This window comes from Sinobacterium norvegicum (assembly GCF_923077115.1).
Lineage (GTDB): Bacteria > Pseudomonadota > Gammaproteobacteria > Pseudomonadales > Sinobacteriaceae > Sinobacterium > Sinobacterium norvegicum.
Genome location: NZ_CAKLPX010000001.1, coordinates 1,373,424 through 1,394,105 on the forward strand (window position 1 = coordinate 1,373,424; position 20,682 = coordinate 1,394,105).

A 20,682-nucleotide genomic window follows, 5' to 3' on the forward strand; every position below is an offset into this window, starting at 1 on the left:
ACTTTTTCCGGGTTAAAACTTATAGCCCAGGGTCATTAATGGGCCGCTCTGCACCACCTTCACGTCATCGGGGTACAGGATATCGCGACGTAGACCAAGTGCTGCATAGAATTTTTTGACATCATAACGATAATTAATTTCGCCGCGCGACGACTTCTCTGAACCAAAGCTATAGCTAAGCCGATAGCTGTGCCGGCCATGGCGATAACCCAGCTGTCCACCGAGGGTAAGCTCTGCCCACTGCTGAGTCTCAACAATACTGCCCGAGAAGCTCTCATTAAAATCAATAACACCGGAGATTGTCTCGTTTCCGCCAAGAATAGGCGGCCGCGTAATATCGATGGTGGCACCACCATTGGCCACCACATCCAGCTGGCCTCGTATTTTTATACGCTGGTGATAGTAGCGTAAACCGGTGGTGCCCTCGACAATAAAGCCGCGGTGCTGATAAAACGGATAGCCTAAGCGCAGCGCCTGTATCGACTGACTCATTTCAATGTCGAGGTCTGCCTGCACAGCCAGCCCAGCATTATAACTAATATCATACTGCACAATACCCAGGTCGATCTGTTGCCTGCCACTGGTACTATCTCTGGCACCCTTGCCTTCCTCTACGGCGTATTTACCGTACCAGCCTTGGTACTCGACCCACAGACCATTATCCGCCGTCCACTTCAAACCGGCGGTAAAATACATTGTTGCTGACTTCGCCATATCGACCACGTCGGCCTTGATGTCGTATTTGGGGATTTCTAAGCTGACCAGATGAAAGGGCAAGAAAAATTCCCACCGATGATTGTCATCATCGGTGCTTGACGCCCCTTGAGCGGCGGCCGGCATCACAGCCAATAGCGAGCTGACCATGACGGCCGATAGTACGTTAACATCACGTGGTAATTGAATCGTATTATCCCTATCGCTACTTTATTTTTGATACTCTTATTAGAGCTGTCATAATCGCCAGGGTCAAGCCGCATCAACCAATTCGCGCCCTATGACTCTGTGCTAATAAGCCGCGAGAAGAGCACGGCAAACTGTTATATTATTCACCCCGCCACCACTGTTACCGCCATCAGGTATTTTATGCGACTCGACCGATTCCTCTGCCGCAGTACGACACTGAACCGCCAACAAGCCAGCCAACGCATTGCCGCAGGCGAGGTCACTGTCAACGGTAAGCCAGCCGACGAGGCGAGGATGCAGGTGCACGAAGACAATCTGATCACCCTCAGTGGCAAGACGCTCAGCCTACGCCCCGCCCGCTATATCATGCTCCATAAGCCGGCCAATACCGTCTGTTCAAATGTCGACGATAACCACCCTTCGGTGATGAACGGTCTTGATATCCCCAATGCCGAAGATCTGCACATTGCCGGCCGCCTCGATGCTGACACCACCGGCTTGGTGTTAGTCACCGACGATGGTCGCTGGTCTTTTGCCATCTTCAACCCAAAATATCTCTGCCAAAAAGTCTATCGCGTCGACCTGCGTGACCCGATTAATGATCAGGCAATATCACAGCTGCAACAGGGCCTGTTACTGCAGGGGGAAAAGCAGCCGACGCTGCCGGCCACTGTCACCGTTGTCTCGCCGCAACGTGTTTCACTATCGATCAGCGAGGGAAAATACCATCAGGTTAAACGCATGTTTGCCGCCGTCGGCAACCGCGTAACCGCTCTGCATCGGCAACAAGTAGGGGCACTAAAGCTCGATCTAGAGTGTGGCCACTGGCGTGACCTCACTGCCGAGGAAGCAGCCTCTTTTTATCATCACAATGATATTGAGAAAAATTAAGCAGGCAATAAAAAAAGGCCTCTCGGCCTTTTTTTATTTTTTCGATTTATCGTCACCGATGCACTAGGCAGCAGTGTCACTCACCTGGCTTTCTTTCGCACGTGCCGCTGCCGCGATACCGGCCTGACGGCCGAAAAAGGTTGCGTCACCAATACTGATACCCGAGTTATAACCTGAGCCCCTACGGGGGATGCCACAGGAGGTGCGGCCAGCTGCGTACAAACCATCGATCACCGTACCGTCGACCTTCAATACTTCACCGGCAATCTTGGTGTCCAAGCCACCGAGGGTGAAGTACGGAAAGATGGCGCCGCGGCCCGGGGTGATATCCAATGCCACGAACGGCGCCTCTAACGGACGCAGCCAGGCGGGCTGTTTGTGGAACATCGGGTCTTCACCCTGCTCGGCAAACTCGTTATACAGTTTCATGGTATGGGTTAAACAGCTTTTCGGCAGTTTCAGCTCCTGCTCCAACTCTTCAATACTGTCACCGGTGGCGACCACATCGGCATTCATGAAATTGAGTTTTTCATAATCACCGTAGGCATCGACATCGACAATGAAATAAATACGCTCGCTGTTTTGCTCCAACAAGGCGGTACCGACACGGCCGTGGTAGGCATCCTCGTTGATAAAACGCTGGCCCTTGTCGGTGACAATCATACCGAAGGTCAACGTCGAGGGTGGGTAGAACGGAATCGAGGCAAAGCCCTCGTGCATATTAATCGCCGCCGCACCGACCGACATGCCCATTTGAATACCGCTGCCGGTATCACCGGGGTTGCCGGTGGGGATGTTACAACGGGTCAGCTTAGGGGCATACTGCTTGACCATCTCCTCGTTCATCACAAAGCCGCCGGCACAGAGAATAACGCCGCCCTGGGCTTTGACATTCAGCTCCTTGCCGTCGATACGCACGACGATGCCGACAATGCTGTCCGCCTCGTCGATAATCAAACACAGGGCGCGCGCGTCATAGTGAATATTGACGCCGCGATCCTCTACCGCTTTTTGTAAGTGCTGCATCAACACCTTGCCGGCACCCATGCCGGCCATCTGTACCACGTGGGCACGGGGGGCGGGTTTACAGTGCTCTATCTCAGGCCAGGTCTTCTCGTTGCCACTATAAATCAAGCAGTCATCGGTCATCGGTTCGACCACGCGCTCATCAAGAAACGACTGCTTAAACGGTATATTTTTATCGACCAGCCAATCGAAGTGGGCGACACCACCATCGACATAGGCGGCGACCTTGGCCTCATCCGATTGCGGGCCGTGCTGCATCAGCAGGTATTTTTCCATGTCCGCCGACTGATCATCAAAGCCGAACTGACGCTGCATGGCGGTGCCACCGTTGCCGCCCAGATAAACCTCACCACCGGATAACGCCGTCGAACCACCGGCAGCCGACGAGGCCTCAAAAATATGGACGGTGACGCCAGCATCGGCGGCCTCGATTGCGGCACTGCTGCCGGCGCCGCCAAAACCGACGATGGCGACATCGGTTTCGATGTCCCACTGCTGGATCTCGCTGACTTTCTTGGCCTTGGTGGGGACTGTTTTCTCTGCTGCAGACATGGATAAACCTATATTTTTTAAACTAATTATTAAGATCGACCGAACTTTAAAGAACCTACTTTAAATAATTTTAAAGAAAGCTCTTTATTTTTGCAACCGTCCTGTTCGAATGGTAATGTGAGCGCTAACACCCCAGCCAACAACAGACCACGACCCATGCCCGACGCTCCAGCACCCACCGCCGCCAGTACCGAGAGACTTAACCGCCGCGACTTGCTGATGCGCACGGCCGAGCGATTATTTGCCACCAAGGGCATCGATGCGGTGTCGCTTAACGAGATCAACAAGGCCGCGGGACAGCGCAACACCTCGGCGCTGCACTACCACTTCGGCAGCAAAGACGCATTGGTTGAAACGATTATCTACCACCATTACGACGCCATCGGTGAAGAGATCAACCGCCGGCTCGACCGGTTCGAGCAACTCAGTGACGAGCAGCAAACACCGCGACGATTACTGCAGGCGATGATTACCCCCTTTGCCGACCAGCTCGACAGCGAGCGCGGCAACTATTACCTCAGTATTGTCAGCCAGGTGTTTATGCGCAGCACCGATATGATTCTTAACGGTCACCCGGCGATTGAAGGCACCGCCCGCAGGCGCATTTACCAGTTATTCCAACAGACCATGCAGCCACTGCCAAAGGAAATCTTTGCCGCCCGGCAGGTGCTCTATGCCAGCCTCACCTTCCACTCGCTGGCCAACTTCAGCATGATTGGTCAGCACGATAACGACGCCCCCCTCGGCGGCAAGGCATTATTCGTCAACAACCTACTCGACAGCCTCGAGGCAGTGATCAATAATCAGCCCTCGAGTGAGACCCTGGCAGCCATTGCCAACGGCAAAATCTAACGCTTATTCACCCAGGAGATAACAGTGGATTACCAACAGCAACACCTGTGTAAGGTGCGCACTCTTACCACGTTTATTTCCCTGCCCAGGGATCAGCAAGGCTGGCAGCAGGCGATTCAACAGGCCAGTGACTTCTGTGCCGACTTAACCCAGCGCTGCCAACAAGCGGGCTATACCGTGCAGTCGGTGCGCATCGTCACCAACCCCTTTGGCGAGTATCTCAATACCGCCAGCCTCGACGGTGCCCGCGCCGATTTAACGCTGCTAGGCGAGCTGATCAACCAAGCCAGCCGCAGCGGCACTCGCGTGCGCTTCGCCATTGGCGAGGCTAAAACCGTCACCGAAATCGCCTTACTGCCGGCGTTGGTGCAGGAGTTTGGTGACCTGTGTAATGTCTGCGTCAACATCGAGGCCGATCAGTTTGGCCTGCTGGACAACGCTCAAATCAATCGCTGCGTCGAGGCGGTGCAGGCGATCAGCCGCTGCACCGACCGCGGCGAGGGCAACTTTAATTTTACCGTCAACTTCAACTGCCAGCCGCTCATCCCCTACTTCCCCGCCAGCTATCACGACAGCGCCCTGGGCAACCGCTTTGTCATCGGCTTGGAAACCCCCGACCTACTCGTCGAGGTGCTCAAAGACGTTAATAGCAGGACTGATGAGGCCGATCACCGGCTGCTGTTTCAGCGTTATTTCGATGTAATGAGCACGGCACTGCAATACCATATCTCGGCTATTCAACAACTGGTCGAGGGCGCAGACCTCGACCCCCATTTTGCCTTCTCTGGCTTCGACAGCTCCGCCGCGCCGTCGAAGGACTGCGCCAGCATGGTCGAGGTTTATCAACAACTCGGGGTGTCCTACTTCGGCGCCGCCGGCACCGTCGAGGCCTCGGCGCTGTTAACCCGGGTGTTTAAGTCGGTCGATGGTGTCGACCTCGTCGGTTTCTCAGGCCTGATGCTGGCGCTGACCGAAGACCGTGGCCTGGCCGCAGGCTCGATCAACAACGATTTCGATATCCGCTCACTGCTCACCTACAGCGCCGTCTGCGGCATCGGCCTCGACACCGTGCCGATCCCCGGTGATACACCGGCGGATAAGATAGCGGCGCTGATGCGAGACACCGGCACCATGGCCTTCCGCCTCAACAAGCCACTCACCGTCCGAGTCTTCCCCGTACCCGGTTTAAGCGCGGGCGATATGACGGCGTTTGAAAGCGACGACCTGTGCAACTGCGCCGTATTGGCCGTGCCTTAGGCCGGCTCACTATTGACAACGCCAGTGAATGCCAGTAAATTTCCACCTCGCTGCGGCAACGCAGTCGTGCCCAGGTGGTGAAATTGGTAGACACGCCAGCTTCAGGTGCTGGTGGCCTTCGGGCCGTGGAGGTTCAAGTCCTCTTCTGGGCACCATTTATTCAAAAGCCGATACTGATTCGTCAGTATCGGCTTTTTTGTGCCCGTAAACTCATCGCCCGACATAACACGTAGACCTTGCTGAGGTGTTGCAGCTCACCAAGGCAAACACCGCCCTTTAGCTGAATTTAAAGGCCAGCCAAAACGGTAAAATTAATTGCGTCACCAATCGCATATTGACATAATCAATGACACTAATTGTGGTTTTGCACCAGTAACGATTGTACGATTTAGATTGAAACCACCCACGCTCAATAGCAGAGCCTTAGCTGGTCGAGATGGGCCAGTCTCTGTGGGTCGGATAACGTCGGTCACACACCATCATCACCGTGTCGGCTCGAATTGATTCCCTCCCGCTAATTAGAAAATAAAAACGACGGAGAAATAAATGAAAGCGATTATCTGCGAACAATTTGCCCCCCTGGAAAACCTGAAATACACCGACGTGCCAGACCCCATCGCCGGCGCCGGCGACGTTATTATCGATATCAAAGCCGCTGGGGTGAACTTCCCTGACGGGCTATTGGTACAGGGGCTTTACCAGGTAAAGCCCCCCTTACCATTTATTCCTGGGATGGAATTTTCCGGCGTCGTCATTGAACAGGGAGCTGGTGCCAGCCACTTACCCAATGGCACCCGAGTACTTGGGCTCTCCACCGGCACCGGCGCTTTTGCCGAAAGGATTGCCTGCAATCCAAACACTTTAGTGCCCATACCCGATGCCATGCCTCACACCGATGCCGCCAATCTTCTCTGCGCTCACGGCACAGCCCACCATGCGCTGAAACAACGCGGTCAATTACAAGCCGGAGAGACGTTGCTGGTATTAGGTGCCGCCGGTGGCACCGGTATTGCCGCGGTACAAATTGGTAAAGCCATGGGCGCACGGGTGATTGCCGCCTGCTCTACCGAAGAAAAGCTGGCCATCGCCAAACAGAATGGCGCCGACGAATTAATTAACTACAGCGAAACCGAGCTAAAAACGGCCCTCAAAGAATTGACTAACGGCAAAGGTGTTGATGTTGTTTACGACCCTGTCGGCGGCGACGCCTTCGATGTTTGCTCCCGCGCCATGGCTCGCAACGGACGTCTACTGGTCATCGGTTTTGCCAGCGGCACCATTCCAAAGCTGCCCATCAATCTAACCTTGGTGAAAGAGTACAGCGTGGTTGGCGTTTATTGGGGTAGCTTTACCCAGCATGAGCCCGCGGTATTTGCCGACAACATGAAAGAACTGATGGGCTGGTACAGCCAAGGCAAGATACGACTAGTGACCGACAGCGAATTCCCCCTATCGGAAACCTCTGCCGCCTTGGCCAAGGTAATGAACCGCGACGTAAAAGGTAAGTTGGTTTTAATCCCTTGATCGCGTATTAGCGGTATTTAAACCGTAGCAAAGAATTTCTATCAGCAATAACATCTAAGACAATTAGGGAGAATCAACATGAGTATCGATAAAACCTATATACCCCCCAAGGTGTGGCGTGAAAACGCAGACAGCGAAAACCGTTTTTCTAACATTAACCGTCCGGTGTCTGGCGCCACCCATGAAAAAGCGCTGTCTGTTGGCAAGCACCCTATTCAACTTTATTCATTGGCCACACCCAATGGCGTGAAAGTAACGGTATTACTTGAAGAGCTGTTAGCACTGGATAAAAGCGAGGTGGAGTACGACGCTTGGCTGGTCAACATTATGGATGGCGGTCAGTTCAGCAGCGGCTTTGTTGAGCTCAACCCCAACTCAAAAATTCCCACCATGGCCGACCACAGCACCACGCCACCGACGCGTATTTTTGAGTCCGGTGCCATCATGGTGTATCTGGCGGAAAAATGCGGCGCGTTTTTACCCACTGAGCCTGCCGCACGCGCCGAGTGTCTGTCGTGGTTATTCTGGAATATTGGCAGCGCGCCATTTTTGGGTGGCGGCTTTGGTCACTTTTACGCCTACGCGCCAGAAAAGCTCGAATACCCCATCAACCGCTACACCCTAGAAGTCAAACGCCAGCTGGATGTATTGGACAAGACCTTGGCCGAACGTGAATACCTGTGCGGCGATGACTATACCATTGCCGACATCGCTAACTTTGCCTGGTACGGCGAGCTGGTGATTGGCAATCTTTATGGCGGCCAAGAATTTTTAGCCGTCGATACCTACACCCACGTACAACGCTGGGCCAAGCAAATAAAAGCCCGCCCTGCGGTACAGCGCGGCGAGCGCGTCAACAGAGTCTGGGGCGATGAAGCAACCCGTGTAATGGAGCGTCACAGCGCCAGTGATTTCGATTAATCGCCGGCGACACCGGTGGTAAGCGCTTGGCGCTGAAGACTGAGGCCAGGCAACCCGCAGACCAGCCTCTGGTGCTGCTGGCCTGCTAGCCGTGGAGGTTCAAGACCTCTTCTGGGCACCATACATTGAAAAGCCGATATCGCCAGCCCATAGCCCATGCTACGAACACCACTCCGTCACTCACACCCCGCGCCTGTCGCTGCGCTTTTTAAAGGCGCGGGCAATGACTGGCTACGCGGCTTTGGCTGGCTCAATACTGACTAAAGGCTGCGTATTCTTGCCAGCATGGCCGTGTTATGAAGCCACCGGGCGCTTGAACACGGTAGAATAGCCTGTAACTTGTTGATAGTATTAGGTAGCGTTTATTGTTACAGGGAAAATCCTAGAACAACGTTATTATTGACTTCGGGCTCGCTTTGCTTTTGAGCCGGGGCTGTATGCAATTGATAAATATAATAATTATTTTTTTAGGTGAATATATAATGGGCGAAAACAGCAAAAGACATATAACGCCTGTTGGCCTATTAATTCACTGTTAGCCCACTTGGGAATAATATGAAACATTCGAGAGTCAAGCTTTCAAAATGTAGGGTTATCTTATTTGACCTTGAATTTTATGTGCCTGAAGCTGGAAGAGATAAATCTGGCTTTTGTTATAACCCTTGGGACAAGCGCTGTAAGCTGATAGGAGGATCTTTTCTGCCAGCAAATCCTGAAAAGGATTTATCTAAAACATCAAATAATCCAAAGAGGAAAGTAAAATCTTTCTGGCTTTGGGACTACAAGTCTGAAAGAGAGCTACTTGAAGCTATATATAAGCTATTAAGGACAACTTGTGGACTTGTAATAAATGCTCACGAAGGCAGAGTCTCTCCGATAATGTGTGGTATTGGGATTTCTTCTTCAGATGTACCAATTTTGTTTGAGTTATTTAAAAGGTATAAGATTTTAAGCAATGCAGAAGCTTTTGAATTTCAAAATATGTTTCGAATCCTTGATATCTCGCAGTTATCTATAGCAACATTCAATAATTCTAATGATTTCCTTTATCCAAAAACAAAAAGCTTGATCTTGCAAAAGTACATGCCAGGAAAGAAATTTGAAAGTGGGAAAAGTGTTTGGGATTTATATGATGCTAATGAATATGACTCGATTGTCGATCGTGTAATTGATGAGGTGATGTGCACGCATCAATGTTATCTAGAAATTGTAGAAGATATTCGTAAGTTTAAAGCATTGGAAGTCAGTGAAAAAAAACGAGTAAAGTTAGCTGAAAAACTAGCTTTAGAGAATGCTGAGGCGATGGGCTAACAAGTTGCTGCAGTCGGACTCGTCAAACTGTCACTTTTTTTGCCATAAACCCGGCAAAAAAAACGCCAGTTTAACTCACCGCTGAGCAAGGCGTTAGCAATCAGGGGAAGTAAATCGTGGATCTAACTTTAATCATACATCTTATAGCACTTGGTATCTGGATCGGAGTTGTCGGCGCAGAGTTCGCTATAGAGTTTGACGGTATGAAAAGCGATGAAAATCTGATTAAAGCATCAAAAATGCACTATACAACTGATCTCTGGGTAGAGATCCCAGCATTCACCACAGTCTTAATTACTGGTCTTCTAATGCTAAACGAATCACATCTAGAGGGTGTATTTTTATATAAAGTTATCTTTGCATTACTAGCCATATTTTTTAATATTATTTGTGTCTACGCAGTTTTTAAACGTCGTAAGTTTGCTTTGAACTCAGACCTCGATGGTATCAAAACTACAGGTACTGCTATGGCTATTGGCGGCCTCATCGTACCAGCGTTTCTAATAGCATTTGGTTTAGCTATTTATATAGCATGGTAAGTAACTATGCATAACAAGCGGCAGCAAAACGGACTGTTAACATTCGCATTCAACTGTAGCCATCGAGAACTGCCATGACAACTAAGGTATTAATTCGAGCCGCGAACAAAAATGACCACTCGTTTATTGTTGACCTTTCCCCACGCCTAGCGGAGGTTGCTCAACTCGATTGGCATACTGATGATGTGATTAATAAAATGCAATATGATTACATTGCTGAGATGCTTGCCGAAACATCACAACGCAATGGTACATTTATCGCTGAGGCTAACAACATCCCTCTGGGGTTCATACATGTTCGCACTCACAAAGACAGTATTTCCGGTGAAACCAGTGGAACAATACCACTGCTTGCTGTAACAGCTGAATCACAAGGTTTAGGTGTTGGTAAAATGCTAATGGCGTGTGCCGAGAAATGGGCTAAAGATTTAGGCTGTCGGTTATTACACCTAGAAGTGTTTGCAAATAATAAAAAAGCGAGCGGCTTCTATCAAACCCTAGGGTTTAAACCAGAAACCGTGCACATGATTAAAACTATCCAGTAATTTTCATATAACCAGTCATTAAAAACGGACTTTTAAAAATGTCGAAATCTAAGCTATTGGGTTTAATGTTGTTGCTAATAACCCTGGGATTAATGGCTAACATCATCAGCAATAATCACGAGAAAAAGCGTCTTGCCCAGGCGGTACAGGAGCAGCAGCAACGGGATAAGGAACAACAACAGCGGGAAGAAGAACAAAGAATTCATCAGCAGCGGCTGCAGGAGTTGCAGGAGCAAAATCGTCAGCGCGAGGCCTTGGTGAGCCGCGAAGAGGAGCAGATGCGTCTGCGCCAAGAGATGCTGGCCGAATCCGACAAGATGCAGGATAAGGCGCTGCGCTCAGCCAAACTCTCTCAAGGCTTGCAGATGGGCACCATGTTAAAGATGACGGTCGCCGAATACTATCAAATCCACGGGCGGGCGCCGACATCTAACCGAGAGGCCGGCCTTGAACAGCCAGAGGCCTACGCTGCCGGTACCTTGGCCGCCGCCGAGGTGCGTCGTGACGGCGTCATTGCGTTGGTTTACACGGCGGATTCTGGCGTTAAAGGCGGTGAGGTTTATCTGCGCCCCAGCGAGCAAGCGTTTGGCCTGGCCTGGGCCTGCGAGTCGCCGGATTACCGCGATATCGATCAACTCATCTCCTCCTGTGTCTATGCCCAAGAACGGTATTAGCCAGCCACCCGTTCACAGTGGCCGAGGTTAATGCAGCCAGCGCCAGCCGATTTCGGTTGTCAGGCCTCACCGCCCCTTATCATCAGTGGTTATTTTCCGGCCGTGGCTGTAATATAAATATTCTCAGAAAAATAAAATAACTATAAAAATATGCCTAATTTCACCCCACTCCGCAGCCTCGCGCTGTGCACTCTGTCGATGGCCATTGTCAGCTGTTCTAAACTCGATGACCCGACTCTTGAAAGCTCACTCAGCACCGACAGCAGCAAGGCAACCTACCAAAACACCATTGGCGGCTCCATGGTAATGAGTTTTTGGCAGGACCCTGATTTTAACCCAGCGGCAGAGGCGTTTTACTATGTCAGGGTGTTAGTGATTCCAACCCCACGTTGGTCTACCTTCGATGCGGTGAAGCTGGGGATTAAACCGATGCAGCCAGAGTCGATTCAAGAGCGCGCGATTACTTCGGCGATTTGGTATACGCCGTGATAGCCAAGCTTGCTGATGCCAGTGCAACTACTGGCGGCGTCCTCGGTGTCGGCTGGCAGCACACGAGCCTATCCAATTAGCAGCCGTATCTTTGTTACAATCAATCGATGGATCACCCCCATAATTAAAACCGAGACCTTAGTATGCTCAAAGCCATCTTCAGCCTGTTAATCGTGGTCTTTCTTGCCTCGGCCTATAACACGGCCTATGCCGACGATACACCGATCACAGCAGTTGCCCCCCCCGTGGTCGACGACAGCCTGGTGCGCTTTGCCATCATTGGCGACCTCACCGGCGGTGAGCGTCAGGGGGTGTTTGAGGTGGCCGCTGAGAGTATTGCTGCGATGAAACCCGATTTTATTATCAGTGTGGGTGATTTGATCGACGGCGGCACCGAGAATGTTGATCAAATGAACCGCGAGTGGCAGAGCTTCAATCACAAGCTGAATAAGGGGGATTTGGATTTTTACCCGGTGGTAGGTAACCATGATATCTCCAACCCCGTTATGCGTGATTGGTATGAGCAAACCGTTGGCCCTCGTTATTATCATTTTATCTATAAAGATGCGCTTTTTTTGGTGCTAGACAGCGAGGATTTTAGCGATGACTTTTTCGCCGACTTAAAGTTAAAGCGCAACGAGGCTATTGCGATCTACAACAATAACCCGGTGGATTACCCCAACACCGCATACGCCAAGATGCCGCAGCGAGAGTACGGTGAAATCAGTGCTGCCCAGACCCAATATATGACGGACACGATAGCGGCTAATAAACAGGTTCGCTGGGTATTTCTGTTTATGCACAAGCCTGTTTGGCAGGATGACAACGAAAGTAATTTCAAAAAAATAGAAGCGGCACTCGGTGGCGAGAAGTACACGGTATTTAATGGCCATGTCCATGGCTATCAATATACCCAGCGTTTGGGTCGCGACTATATTCAGCTGGCCACGACCGGCGGCGCAATGATAAAAAGCGCAGCCAAGAATATGGATCACATCCTATGGGTGGGGCTAACGGATCAGCCAAGCTATTTGAATATTAAGCTGAACGGCATGCTGGATAAAACCGGCCAGGTACCCGCCAACGGCGATGCCCTGTGCCTGCGTGACGACAGCTGTGCAGGCGCGAGGTGATGATACTACATAGCGCCAGACGATATCGGCACAGAGGCATCGTCAGCAGGGACGCTGACGCTGAGCCTACAGGGAAGTACTCGCGGCGTCATCGGTGCCGGTGTCGGCTGGCAGCACGCTGGCCTAGTCGCTAGATGCCGAAAACCGCACTCCGAACGCCACTCCGTCAGTCACAGCCCGCGCCTGTCGCTGCGCTTTTTGAAGGCGCTGACCGAGACTGACTACGCGGCTTGGGCCGTTGTCATTATTCCAACGACATGAGGATGGGTGTCCTGTTTGCGCGCTTTGTTTGCGCGCTTTGTTTGCGCGTTTCGTGTAGTATTGCCCCTATTAATTTTCACCAAACATCGAAATTTACCTGTCGGCCCTTCTTATCCCTTTCTCAGACGTAGCAATGCACATGAACGATAAAACCATAGCAACTCACAACGGTAATTTTCATGCAGATGATGTTTTCAGTGTCGCTGCAATGAAGAAGTTATTCCCTTCTTTTAAACTAATACGCACCCGTGATTTAGAGCTTATCCACAAGGCCGATATTGTGATTGATGTGGGTGGCGAATATGACCCGGATGCTGGCCGTTTTGATCACCATCAACGTGGTGGTGCCGGTGAACGTGAAAATGGTATCCCCTATTCCTCATTTGGATTGATTTGGAAGAAATATGGTTTACAACTATGCCAAGGCAACCAAGACGTAGCAAATTCTGTTGATGCGGGCCTGGTATCTAACATAGATGCCATTGATTGCGGTCATGTCGAAGGTGTTTCTAGCGGTATTAGCCTTAGCCAAACTATTTCAATGTTTAATCCAACCTGGCAAGAAGATAGCCACTTTGATAGCTGTTTTGATCAGGCGGTCGACTTTGCATCGCGCGTTCTAACACGATTCATTGCATCCGCTAACGGTGGCATTAGTGCAAAATCCATTGTCGCCAAGGCTATTGAGGATGCAGAAGATCCAAGAGTGATCGTATTGCAACAATATACCCCGTGGAAAAGAACGGTTCACGCCTTGTCTGAAGCGGCTTTATATATGATTTACCCCTCTCAGTCTGGCCAGTGGAGAATTCAAACAGTCCCGGTTGAACCCGGCTCATTTGAAGACAGAAAATCGCTGCCCAAATCATGGGCCGGCTTATCCGATGATGCGCTTAAACAAGTAACCGGTATTGACGACGCCATGTTTTGCCATAATGGTTTGTTTATTGCGGGTGCAGAATCGTTTGCCAGCACGATGAAAATGGCAGCTATCGCACTGCAGGAATAAATTAATCAGTAATCGGGAGTATTCATGCACGCCATGAGAATGTTTATCGTCGCGTTATTCGGTGTTGTCATCATCGGCTGCGGCGCCGATGTTGAACCCGATAAAAACGACGACAGTGGTGAGGGTGTGATTTTACAGCACCATATAAAGGCGATCGACAGCGCCAAGGCGGCCAAACAGGCTCAACTGGATGCCGATAAGGCGAGGGACGAGGCGCTCAAACAGCAGGGCTATTAATCATTCCTCTATCCCTGCGTACCCGCCACACTCGCCGCCACTAACCGCGCTAATTGTTTTAGCGCCTGCTGCCTTGGCTGGCTCATGTCCTTTATTTTTAATATTACGTGCCGCAGAAAGTCTGGTAGCCGGCATCGTGATCGCTGGCGGCTTGTTGATAGTGCTCGGTGCCCTCGACAAGTTCATAGGGATGGCGTAGCACCGCCAGAAACGCCAGCGCTGAGCCGGGGTCTTCGGTCTCGACACAGGCTTTGATCACCGCTTCCATTTGATGGTTTCTGGGGATAACTCGCGGGTTTGCTGCCCGCATGACTTGCTCAACCTCGTCATTACTCAATCCCTGTACCGACAGCCGTTGCCGCCATTGACCGTATACCTCACCTAACTGCTGCTCGATGGTTGTTCTTGCCACATCACAGCTAAGTGATTGTGTTAATAGATCGAAGCTGATGGTGTAGTCTAGTTTTTGCTCGGCCAGTTGCTGCAACAGCGCATCGACAAAGGCTTGGTCGCCCTCGGCGACAGCGGCTATACCGCATTTGCCTGCCATCATAGCCAGATAGGCCTGCTGGTATCGGGCGGGGAAATTGTTGATTAAATCGGTTAACTCGCCGACCAGCTGCTCATCGTCATTATCGATTAATGACAACAGGCACTCGGCGAAGCGAGCCATATTCCACTGCACAATACCGGGCTGCTGGCCAAAGGCATAGCGACCGCGGGTATCGATAGAGCTGAAAACGGTGTCGGGGTTGTAGTCACCCATCATGGCACAGGGACCGTAGTCGATGGTCTCACCAGAGATCGCAGTATTATCGGTATTCATCACGCCGTGAATAAAGCCCACCCGCATCCACGCCACCACTAACTCAATCTGTTTGCCAATGACGCTGTCGAGCAGACGAATATAACGATTACCCTCAGCCGCTCTAATCTCGGGGTAATGGGTATCGATGCTGTACTCGCATAACGCCTCTAACGATTCGATATCGCCGTTGGCGGCAAAAAACTGAAAGCTACCCACCCGGATATGACTGCTGGCCACTCTGGTCACCACGGCGCCGGGTTCTGGCCGCTGCCTAAATACCTGATCGGCACTTTTCACCACCGCCAGGCATTGCGTTGTCGGCACACCTAAGGCCTTCATCGCCTCACTCATGACAAACTCGCGCACCGCCGGCCCCAGGCCACATCGACCATCACCACCGCGGGAGAAAGCACTGCGGCCAGAGCCTTTTAATTGGATATCCAACCACCGGCCGGCTTGATCGCTAACCTGGCCCAGCAAATGGGCACGGCCATCGCCCAGTTGCGGGTTAAATTGACCAAACTGATGACCGGCATAGGCGGTGGCAACAGGCTCTGCGCCGGGCAATGGTTGATTGCCAGAAAAATACTGCGCCATCGCCTGCTCATCCTGCTGCTGGGCATCCGATAACGTCAGCTGGGTCGCCAACGCCTTATTCCACAGGAACAGCGTGGGTGAAGAGACAGGGGTTGGCGTCGACGCTTGATAAAAACGCTCGCCCAATGCGATATAGCGGTTGCTGAATTCCATACGGTACGGCCCTGTAAACTCGGTTCAAATGATAAGACTAGGTTGTTTTAATCAGCCTACTTTACCTGTGATCAGCCTAGGGCTCAAAGCAAAAAAATCGCCATATTCTTTCGACTATGGCGATGGCTTGCTGGCCTGGCTTAGAAGATGAACTGGTAAAGGAAACCAGCGCTGACGGCCATACCGAGGATGACCACTAAGAAGGCGATAATCATTGGGTTTTTGAAGATCGATTTCAGTAAAATCACTTCGGTTAAACTCGCCCCGGCACTGCCGATGATCAAGGCCATGACGGCGCCCAACCCCATGCCTTTTGCCGCCAAGGCTGCACTGAGTGGAATCACCGCCTCTGCACGAATGTAGAGCGGAATACCAATCACCGCCGCCACCGGAATCGCAAAGGGGTTGCTGTTACTGGCGACACTGGCGACCCACTCGGTGGGCATAAAGCCATAAATCATCGAGCCCAGGGCAATACCGCCGGCCAAGTAGGGTAATACCTTTTTGAAATCGACCCAGGTGCTATGCCAAATTCTCAGCCACTTGCTGACCGGTGCGGCGTTACCACCACAGCCGGTACCACAGCCCTTGGCTACGGGGGCGACATAGGCCTCGGCTTTAACGTACTTCTCAAAGCCCAGTTTCTCTAACGTGAAGCCGGCAATAACCGAGACCCCCATGGCGATGGCAAAGTAGAACACGGTGACCTGCAGGCCAAAGGTGACGGCAAACAAACCGATAATAATCGGGTTAAGCAGCGGGCTGGCGAAGAGGAAGACCATCATGGTACCGAAACCGGCCTTGGCTCGTAGCAACCCTTTTAAGAACGGGATGGTGGAGCAGGAACAGAACGGCGTGATCGCCCCCAGCAGCGCGGCAACCACATAACCCTTGCCGTTCTTGCCGCTCAAGATGCTCTGTATCTTGGCAGGGGGAATATACTCCTGCAGCACACCGACGAGGTAGCTGATTAATAAGAAGAGGATAGTCAGCTCTACCGCGAGGAAGGCAAACATCCCGAGGGTGTCTAGCACCATGTCTTGAGTGATGGTCATTGTATCGCTCCAATCTATATTTCTGGAATAGTCGAAATATACGCCCACAGGCCATCGAGGTCAAGTTATTTCTAGAAATACCGAAGTATATCCTGACCGCCAACCGACGATTCGCCGGCGCGATTCACTTATCGGCGTCCACAAAAAAGAGGCTTTATGCGTATTTTAAACAACCATTAATAGCACTTTTAGAGCAAAAAACTCATTTTCATTGTACTTTTGCGTAATCAAAGCACTTGCTGTACTATTTGCCTGAAGACAATCATAACCCTACGGTTTCGTGCTATTTCAGCGGTCAGCCACCGCTGCCCGGTGACCGCCATACTATTAAGGATAAGCACAATGACAACATTGATGGTGAGAGTACTGATACTGTCAGCTGCAGTTATTTTTTCACCGGCATTTGCCGAGGAAAACACCGGAGTGCTGACCCTCGATATCACGGGCGCCAACCCAAACAAGGGACAGATTATTATCTCTGTCTACGACACCGAAGAAAGCTTCTTAAAAGCAGCGCTGAGAACCGTCACTCTGCCTGTTGACGACAAGGGCGGGGCGGAATTTAAAATTGCCGACTTAGCCTTTGCCACCTACTCCGTCAGCGCCATCTATGACGAGGACAGCAACAACGAGCTCAATACCAACTTTATCGGTATTCCGAAGGAGCTTATTGGGTTTTCCAATAACGCCCGTGGTCGTTTTGGGCCGCCGAGCTATCAGGAAACGTCTTTTCCCTTTGACCAGGCAAAAACAGTGCCCATCGCCCTCAGCAAGATTAAATAACTTTGACAACACGCCAGAGAGTAATTTCAGCCAGAACAGACAACGTATAACCAACAACCCTCCAATAATAAAAAACGAGATAGCTATGAGTGATCAAAATGTTAACTACGACAATGTGAAAAACTACCGCCTCGAGCCAGAGCGCGAGCAGGAACTGCTTAATACCGGCGGCGAATGTACCTTTATCTGGGCCAATAAGGCCGGCCACCCAATGGGTGTGACCAGTGCCTATGTTGCCGTCGGCGACAAGATTTGGATGACGGCCACCAGAGATCGTGTCCGCATTAAGGCCATTGCCCGCGACGGCCGCTCGGCCATTGTTATCACCAGCAAGGGCACACCAATGGGCGGCGGTAAAACCGTTAGCTACAAGGGGCATACGGTGATTCACGACGACAGCAAAACCAAGTTGTGGATGTACAATATACTGGCCCAGACCATGGTGCAGGAAGCCAAGCTGGACCCAGAGAACACCTTTACCAAAGACCTCGATCCAGAGCTGTTCATCCGCTTTTTAAATACCCCAGAGCGCATTGTGATGGAGTTTACCAAGGAGATGTCCATTCCCTTCGATGGCGACAAAATGGCCGCCGGCACAGCACAGGCTTATGCCGAGTTTGCTGCCGAGGATGCCAAGAACAAGCAAGAAAGCTAACAGGCAAGGCGTCAGCAGCGATGCTGACGCTGACCAAATGCACAGCGTGTACTGTCAAACTCTACAGCCAGCAAGGCGTTAGTGTTATTCGCCGATCATCTCTTTTAACTGTCGATGCATGTTTTGCACGCCGGGTTCATTTCGGCCAATAATCACACTGCGTTCGATACCCGCTTGTAAACCTCGATGCACCTTATCAACCAGCCCGTAATCTTCCGCCACAGCCACATCGTTAATCATTTGAAAATAATCTTCAAAGGTTTGCTGTTCCGCTTCGTCTTTGGGCTTATCGGGTATAAACATACTGTGATAAACCACCGAGCGGCCAGCGCTGATGGGGTATACCCGCCAAACCTGGAAGTGATCGTTGACCACAAAAATGACGGTATTGGGAAATATATAGTTCACAAAAGAGCTGTATTCACGGGGCTGCCACTGATCTTCTGGCAGGTTTTTTAATTCGTTAATGCTTAAGGTGGCCGACCCCATAGAGTGGTTGCGGCCATACTCGACATAACTGGCCAAATTACCGTAGGCCATGGCTCCAATGCTATCGGGGTGTAAAAAATCAAAGTGGTAAAACTCATGGAAGGTATCCATATTGAGTTTCCAGCTAAAATCCGTATAGACCTGCTTGCTGCCTAAATAGTGATGATCGTCAAAACCGAAGCCAGACATCCGCTGTTCAATGCCGCCTAACACCTCATCTATATCGAATGTTTTGTCTGGATCTGGCATCACGAAAATCATGCCGTACTTTTCTTCAACCTGTAATTTCGTCAGCCCGCGCTTGCCACGGTCGAGCTCAGGAAACCCCTCTTTACCAAAAGGCACGGCAATCAATTCGCCGTCAAGATTGTATGTCCAACCGTGATAAGGGCATGAGAACATCTTGCCGTTTTTAGCCTGGCCGCTGACGCAATCTGTTAGCGGCGCACCTCGGTGGGAACAGATATTGACAAAGGCGTTCAGCGTACCATCGCCAGCGCGAACAATTAAAATGGGCACGCCGGTATCATCAAAAGAGAAGTAATCACCCGGCTTAGGCACAATACAGCTGGGGCCGACAAACTGTGCGTAGTGACGAAAAAGCGCTGTTTTCTCACGCTCAAATTGCTCGGGGCTGGTATATTCCTTAACGTCGATTTCCATGACGCTGTCGGCCATGACGGTGGTCTTATTGTCCACCAAGTCCATTAATATTTTTATTTCTTGAACAAGGTCTTCCCGTTGCAAGGTTTTCTCCAGCTGAATTCACGTATTGACACGGTATTGATGATTCAAAGGCGGATACCACTCTGGTAGCGTTTTATAACCTAGCACTTTCTTTATCTAAAATTAACTAAACAGCTCAAAGTTATTGCTAGCAGCACTGGGGCATGTCACTGGGACAGTCACACCCCCGGCTTTATGATCGGGCTGCACCTGTTGCGCTGATATAAAAGACCACACCTCACTCTGAACGCCGCTGCGTCAGTCACACCCCGATCCTGTCGCTGCGCTTTTTAAAGGCTCGGGCAATGACTGACTGCGCGGCTGGGGCTTTGTGGTTTTATCGATAGAGAGGCTTAATCAATTGCTGGCTTGGCTGTTGCCAATACCGGCGCAGAGACATCGTCAGCAGGGATGCCGACGCTGAGCCTACAGGGAGGTATTCACGGCGTTCTTTGCGGTGGTGTTGGCTGCAGAGCCTTATCAGGGCAGCGTCACTCCGATCGCCGCTGGGCCAGTCACACCCCAATCCTGTCGCTGCGCTTTTTGAAGGCTTGGGCAATGACTGACTGCGCGGCTGGGCTGGAGCTGTACGCTTATCGACAGTATGCGATCACTTGCCCATTTTGGCCTTGAGGTCGGCGAAGGGGTTGTAGGTTGCCGCTTTGACTTCTTTGTCTTTGGTATCGCCGTAACGGACGAGGTTTTCGAACTTGGTGTGTTCTTCGTCGTGGCAGTAAACGCACAGCAACTCCCAGTTGCTACCGTCGTTAGGGTTGTTGTCGTGGTTGTGGTCGACATGGTGAACAGTAAGCTCCGACAGGCCCTTGAGTTCAAACTCACGGGTGCAGCGGCCGCAGACCCAGGGGAAGAGTTTCAGTGCTTTTTCGCGGTAGCCGCTGGCGCGCTTGCTGTTATATTCCAGTTGCGCGGCGCGTACTTGTTCAAAGCTGGGTGTGCTCATGGGTGTGTCCCGACGATAAATTAGAGCGCTAGAATACCATTAATGACGGCGAGACCACACCTCACTTCGCACGCCCCTCCGTCAGTCACACCCCGATGCCATGATCGGGCTGCGCTGATTGGCCTGACAACGAGACCACACCTCACTTCGCACGCCCCTCCGTCAGTCACACCCCGATCCTGTCGCTGCGCTTTTTGAAGGCTCGGGCAATGACTGACTACGCGGCTGGGGGGGGGGTGTATGTATATCGACAGAAAAGCTTAGAACTGTATGGGAAACCGGCACGACAACACAGGATTTGTCATGGATGTCCTTATTAGACGATCTCAAT

Annotated in this window: 21 protein-coding genes and 1 tRNA gene; 16 read left to right on the plus strand and 6 right to left on the minus strand. The window is 51.2% G+C overall.

The features are described 5' to 3' along the window. Nucleotides 1-12: 12 nt before the first annotated feature. The gene (locus L9P87_RS06070; RefSeq protein WP_237443778.1) at nt 13-849 is read right to left on the minus strand and encodes a hypothetical protein; all 837 of its coding nucleotides are present in this window, start codon (nt 847-849) and stop codon (nt 13-15) included. A 234-nt stretch (nt 850-1,083) separates the two neighbouring features. On the opposite strand from L9P87_RS06070, the gene L9P87_RS06075 reads away from it, so the two are divergent. Continuing rightward, the gene (locus L9P87_RS06075) at nt 1,084-1,794 is read left to right on the plus strand and encodes a pseudouridine synthase (RefSeq protein ID WP_237443779.1); all 711 of its coding nucleotides are present in this window, start codon (nt 1,084-1,086) and stop codon (nt 1,792-1,794) included. 63 nt (nt 1,795-1,857) lie between these two features. On the opposite strand, the gene L9P87_RS06080 is transcribed toward L9P87_RS06075, so the two are convergent. After that, nucleotides 1,858-3,372 (minus strand): FAD-dependent oxidoreductase, encoded by a 1,515-nt coding sequence (locus tag L9P87_RS06080; protein WP_237443780.1) that lies wholly within the window; start codon nt 3,370-3,372, stop codon nt 1,858-1,860. A gap of 117 nt (nt 3,373-3,489) precedes the next feature. Between L9P87_RS06080 and L9P87_RS06085 the strand changes: the two genes are divergently transcribed. The 13 genes from L9P87_RS06085 to L9P87_RS06145 all read left to right on the plus strand — a co-directional run bounded on the left by L9P87_RS06085 (nt 3,490) and on the right by L9P87_RS06145 (nt 14,124). Further along, nucleotides 3,490-4,224 (plus strand): TetR/AcrR family transcriptional regulator, encoded by a 735-nt coding sequence (locus L9P87_RS06085; protein ID WP_237443781.1) that lies wholly within the window; start codon nt 3,490-3,492, stop codon nt 4,222-4,224. A 24-nt stretch (nt 4,225-4,248) separates the two neighbouring features. Further along, nucleotides 4,249-5,481, plus strand: coding sequence for a DUF711 family protein (locus tag L9P87_RS06090; RefSeq protein ID WP_237443782.1), 1,233 nt, complete (start codon nt 4,249-4,251; stop codon nt 5,479-5,481). Between the two features lie 68 nt (nt 5,482-5,549). Next, nucleotides 5,550-5,636 (plus strand) — tRNA-Leu (locus tag L9P87_RS06095). 391 nt (nt 5,637-6,027) lie between these two features. Next, nucleotides 6,028-7,005: an NADPH:quinone oxidoreductase family protein gene (locus L9P87_RS06100; RefSeq protein WP_237443783.1), complete on the plus strand. Its 978-nt coding sequence runs from the start codon at nt 6,028-6,030 to the stop codon at nt 7,003-7,005. A 78-nt stretch (nt 7,006-7,083) separates the two neighbouring features. Further along, entirely contained in the window at nt 7,084-7,926 is an 843-nt protein-coding gene (yghU, locus tag L9P87_RS06105; protein WP_237443784.1) for a glutathione-dependent disulfide-bond oxidoreductase, read from the plus strand. A 555-nt stretch (nt 7,927-8,481) separates the two neighbouring features. Then, nucleotides 8,482-9,237 carry a hypothetical protein gene (locus tag L9P87_RS06110; RefSeq protein ID WP_237443785.1) on the plus strand — a complete coding sequence of 252 codons (756 nt, stop codon included), beginning with the start codon at nt 8,482-8,484 and terminating at the stop codon, nt 9,235-9,237. A 116-nt stretch (nt 9,238-9,353) separates the two neighbouring features. Then, nucleotides 9,354-9,776: a hypothetical protein gene (locus L9P87_RS06115; protein ID WP_237443786.1), complete on the plus strand. Its 423-nt coding sequence runs from the start codon at nt 9,354-9,356 to the stop codon at nt 9,774-9,776. Nucleotides 9,777-9,850: 74 nt separating this feature from the next. Continuing rightward, nucleotides 9,851-10,321 (plus strand): GNAT family N-acetyltransferase, encoded by a 471-nt coding sequence (locus tag L9P87_RS06120; RefSeq protein ID WP_237443787.1) that lies wholly within the window; start codon nt 9,851-9,853, stop codon nt 10,319-10,321. A gap of 38 nt (nt 10,322-10,359) precedes the next feature. Then, nucleotides 10,360-10,995, plus strand: a complete 636-nt coding sequence (locus L9P87_RS06125; protein WP_237443788.1) for a pilin — start codon at nt 10,360-10,362, stop codon at nt 10,993-10,995. 150 nt (nt 10,996-11,145) lie between these two features. Then, nucleotides 11,146-11,484 (plus strand): DUF3604 domain-containing protein, encoded by a 339-nt coding sequence (locus L9P87_RS06130; protein WP_237443789.1) that lies wholly within the window; start codon nt 11,146-11,148, stop codon nt 11,482-11,484. 143 nt (nt 11,485-11,627) lie between these two features. After that, nucleotides 11,628-12,617, plus strand: a complete 990-nt coding sequence (locus L9P87_RS06135; protein WP_237443790.1) for a metallophosphoesterase family protein — start codon at nt 11,628-11,630, stop codon at nt 12,615-12,617. Between the two features lie 400 nt (nt 12,618-13,017). Beyond that, entirely contained in the window at nt 13,018-13,887 is an 870-nt protein-coding gene (locus L9P87_RS06140) for an MYG1 family protein (protein ID WP_237443791.1), read from the plus strand. 24 nt (nt 13,888-13,911) lie between these two features. Further along, a complete protein-coding gene (locus L9P87_RS06145) occupies nt 13,912-14,124 on the plus strand; it encodes a hypothetical protein (RefSeq protein WP_237443792.1) in 213 nt (70 codons plus the stop codon). 103 nt (nt 14,125-14,227) lie between these two features. Here the strand turns inward: L9P87_RS06145 and L9P87_RS06150 are convergent, their stop codons facing one another. Continuing rightward, nucleotides 14,228-15,682, minus strand: coding sequence for a protein adenylyltransferase SelO (locus tag L9P87_RS06150; RefSeq protein ID WP_237443793.1), 1,455 nt, complete (start codon nt 15,680-15,682; stop codon nt 14,228-14,230). A 140-nt stretch (nt 15,683-15,822) separates the two neighbouring features. Beyond that, nucleotides 15,823-16,737: a permease gene (locus L9P87_RS06155; protein WP_237443794.1), complete on the minus strand. Its 915-nt coding sequence runs from the start codon at nt 16,735-16,737 to the stop codon at nt 15,823-15,825. 342 nt (nt 16,738-17,079) lie between these two features. Here L9P87_RS06155 and L9P87_RS06160 point away from each other — a divergent pair, with 342 nt between their 5' ends. Together L9P87_RS06160 and L9P87_RS06165 are read left to right on the plus strand one after the other, a co-directional pair. Further along, complete coding sequence (locus tag L9P87_RS06160; RefSeq protein ID WP_237443795.1) at nt 17,080-17,520, plus strand: DUF2141 domain-containing protein; 441 nt, start codon at nt 17,080-17,082, stop codon at nt 17,518-17,520. An 85-nt stretch (nt 17,521-17,605) separates the two neighbouring features. After that, nucleotides 17,606-18,175, plus strand: coding sequence for a pyridoxamine 5'-phosphate oxidase family protein (locus L9P87_RS06165; RefSeq protein WP_237443796.1), 570 nt, complete (start codon nt 17,606-17,608; stop codon nt 18,173-18,175). Nucleotides 18,176-18,259: 84 nt separating this feature from the next. Here L9P87_RS06165 and L9P87_RS06170 read toward each other — a convergent pair whose 3' ends face one another. Together L9P87_RS06170 and L9P87_RS06175 are read right to left on the minus strand one after the other, a co-directional pair. Then, entirely contained in the window at nt 18,260-19,411 is a 1,152-nt protein-coding gene (locus tag L9P87_RS06170) for an aromatic ring-hydroxylating oxygenase subunit alpha (RefSeq protein WP_237443797.1), read from the minus strand. Nucleotides 19,412-20,000: 589 nt separating this feature from the next. Further along, the gene (locus L9P87_RS06175; protein WP_237443798.1) at nt 20,001-20,351 is read right to left on the minus strand and encodes a YajD family HNH nuclease; all 351 of its coding nucleotides are present in this window, start codon (nt 20,349-20,351) and stop codon (nt 20,001-20,003) included. Nucleotides 20,352-20,682 lie beyond the last annotated feature (331 nt).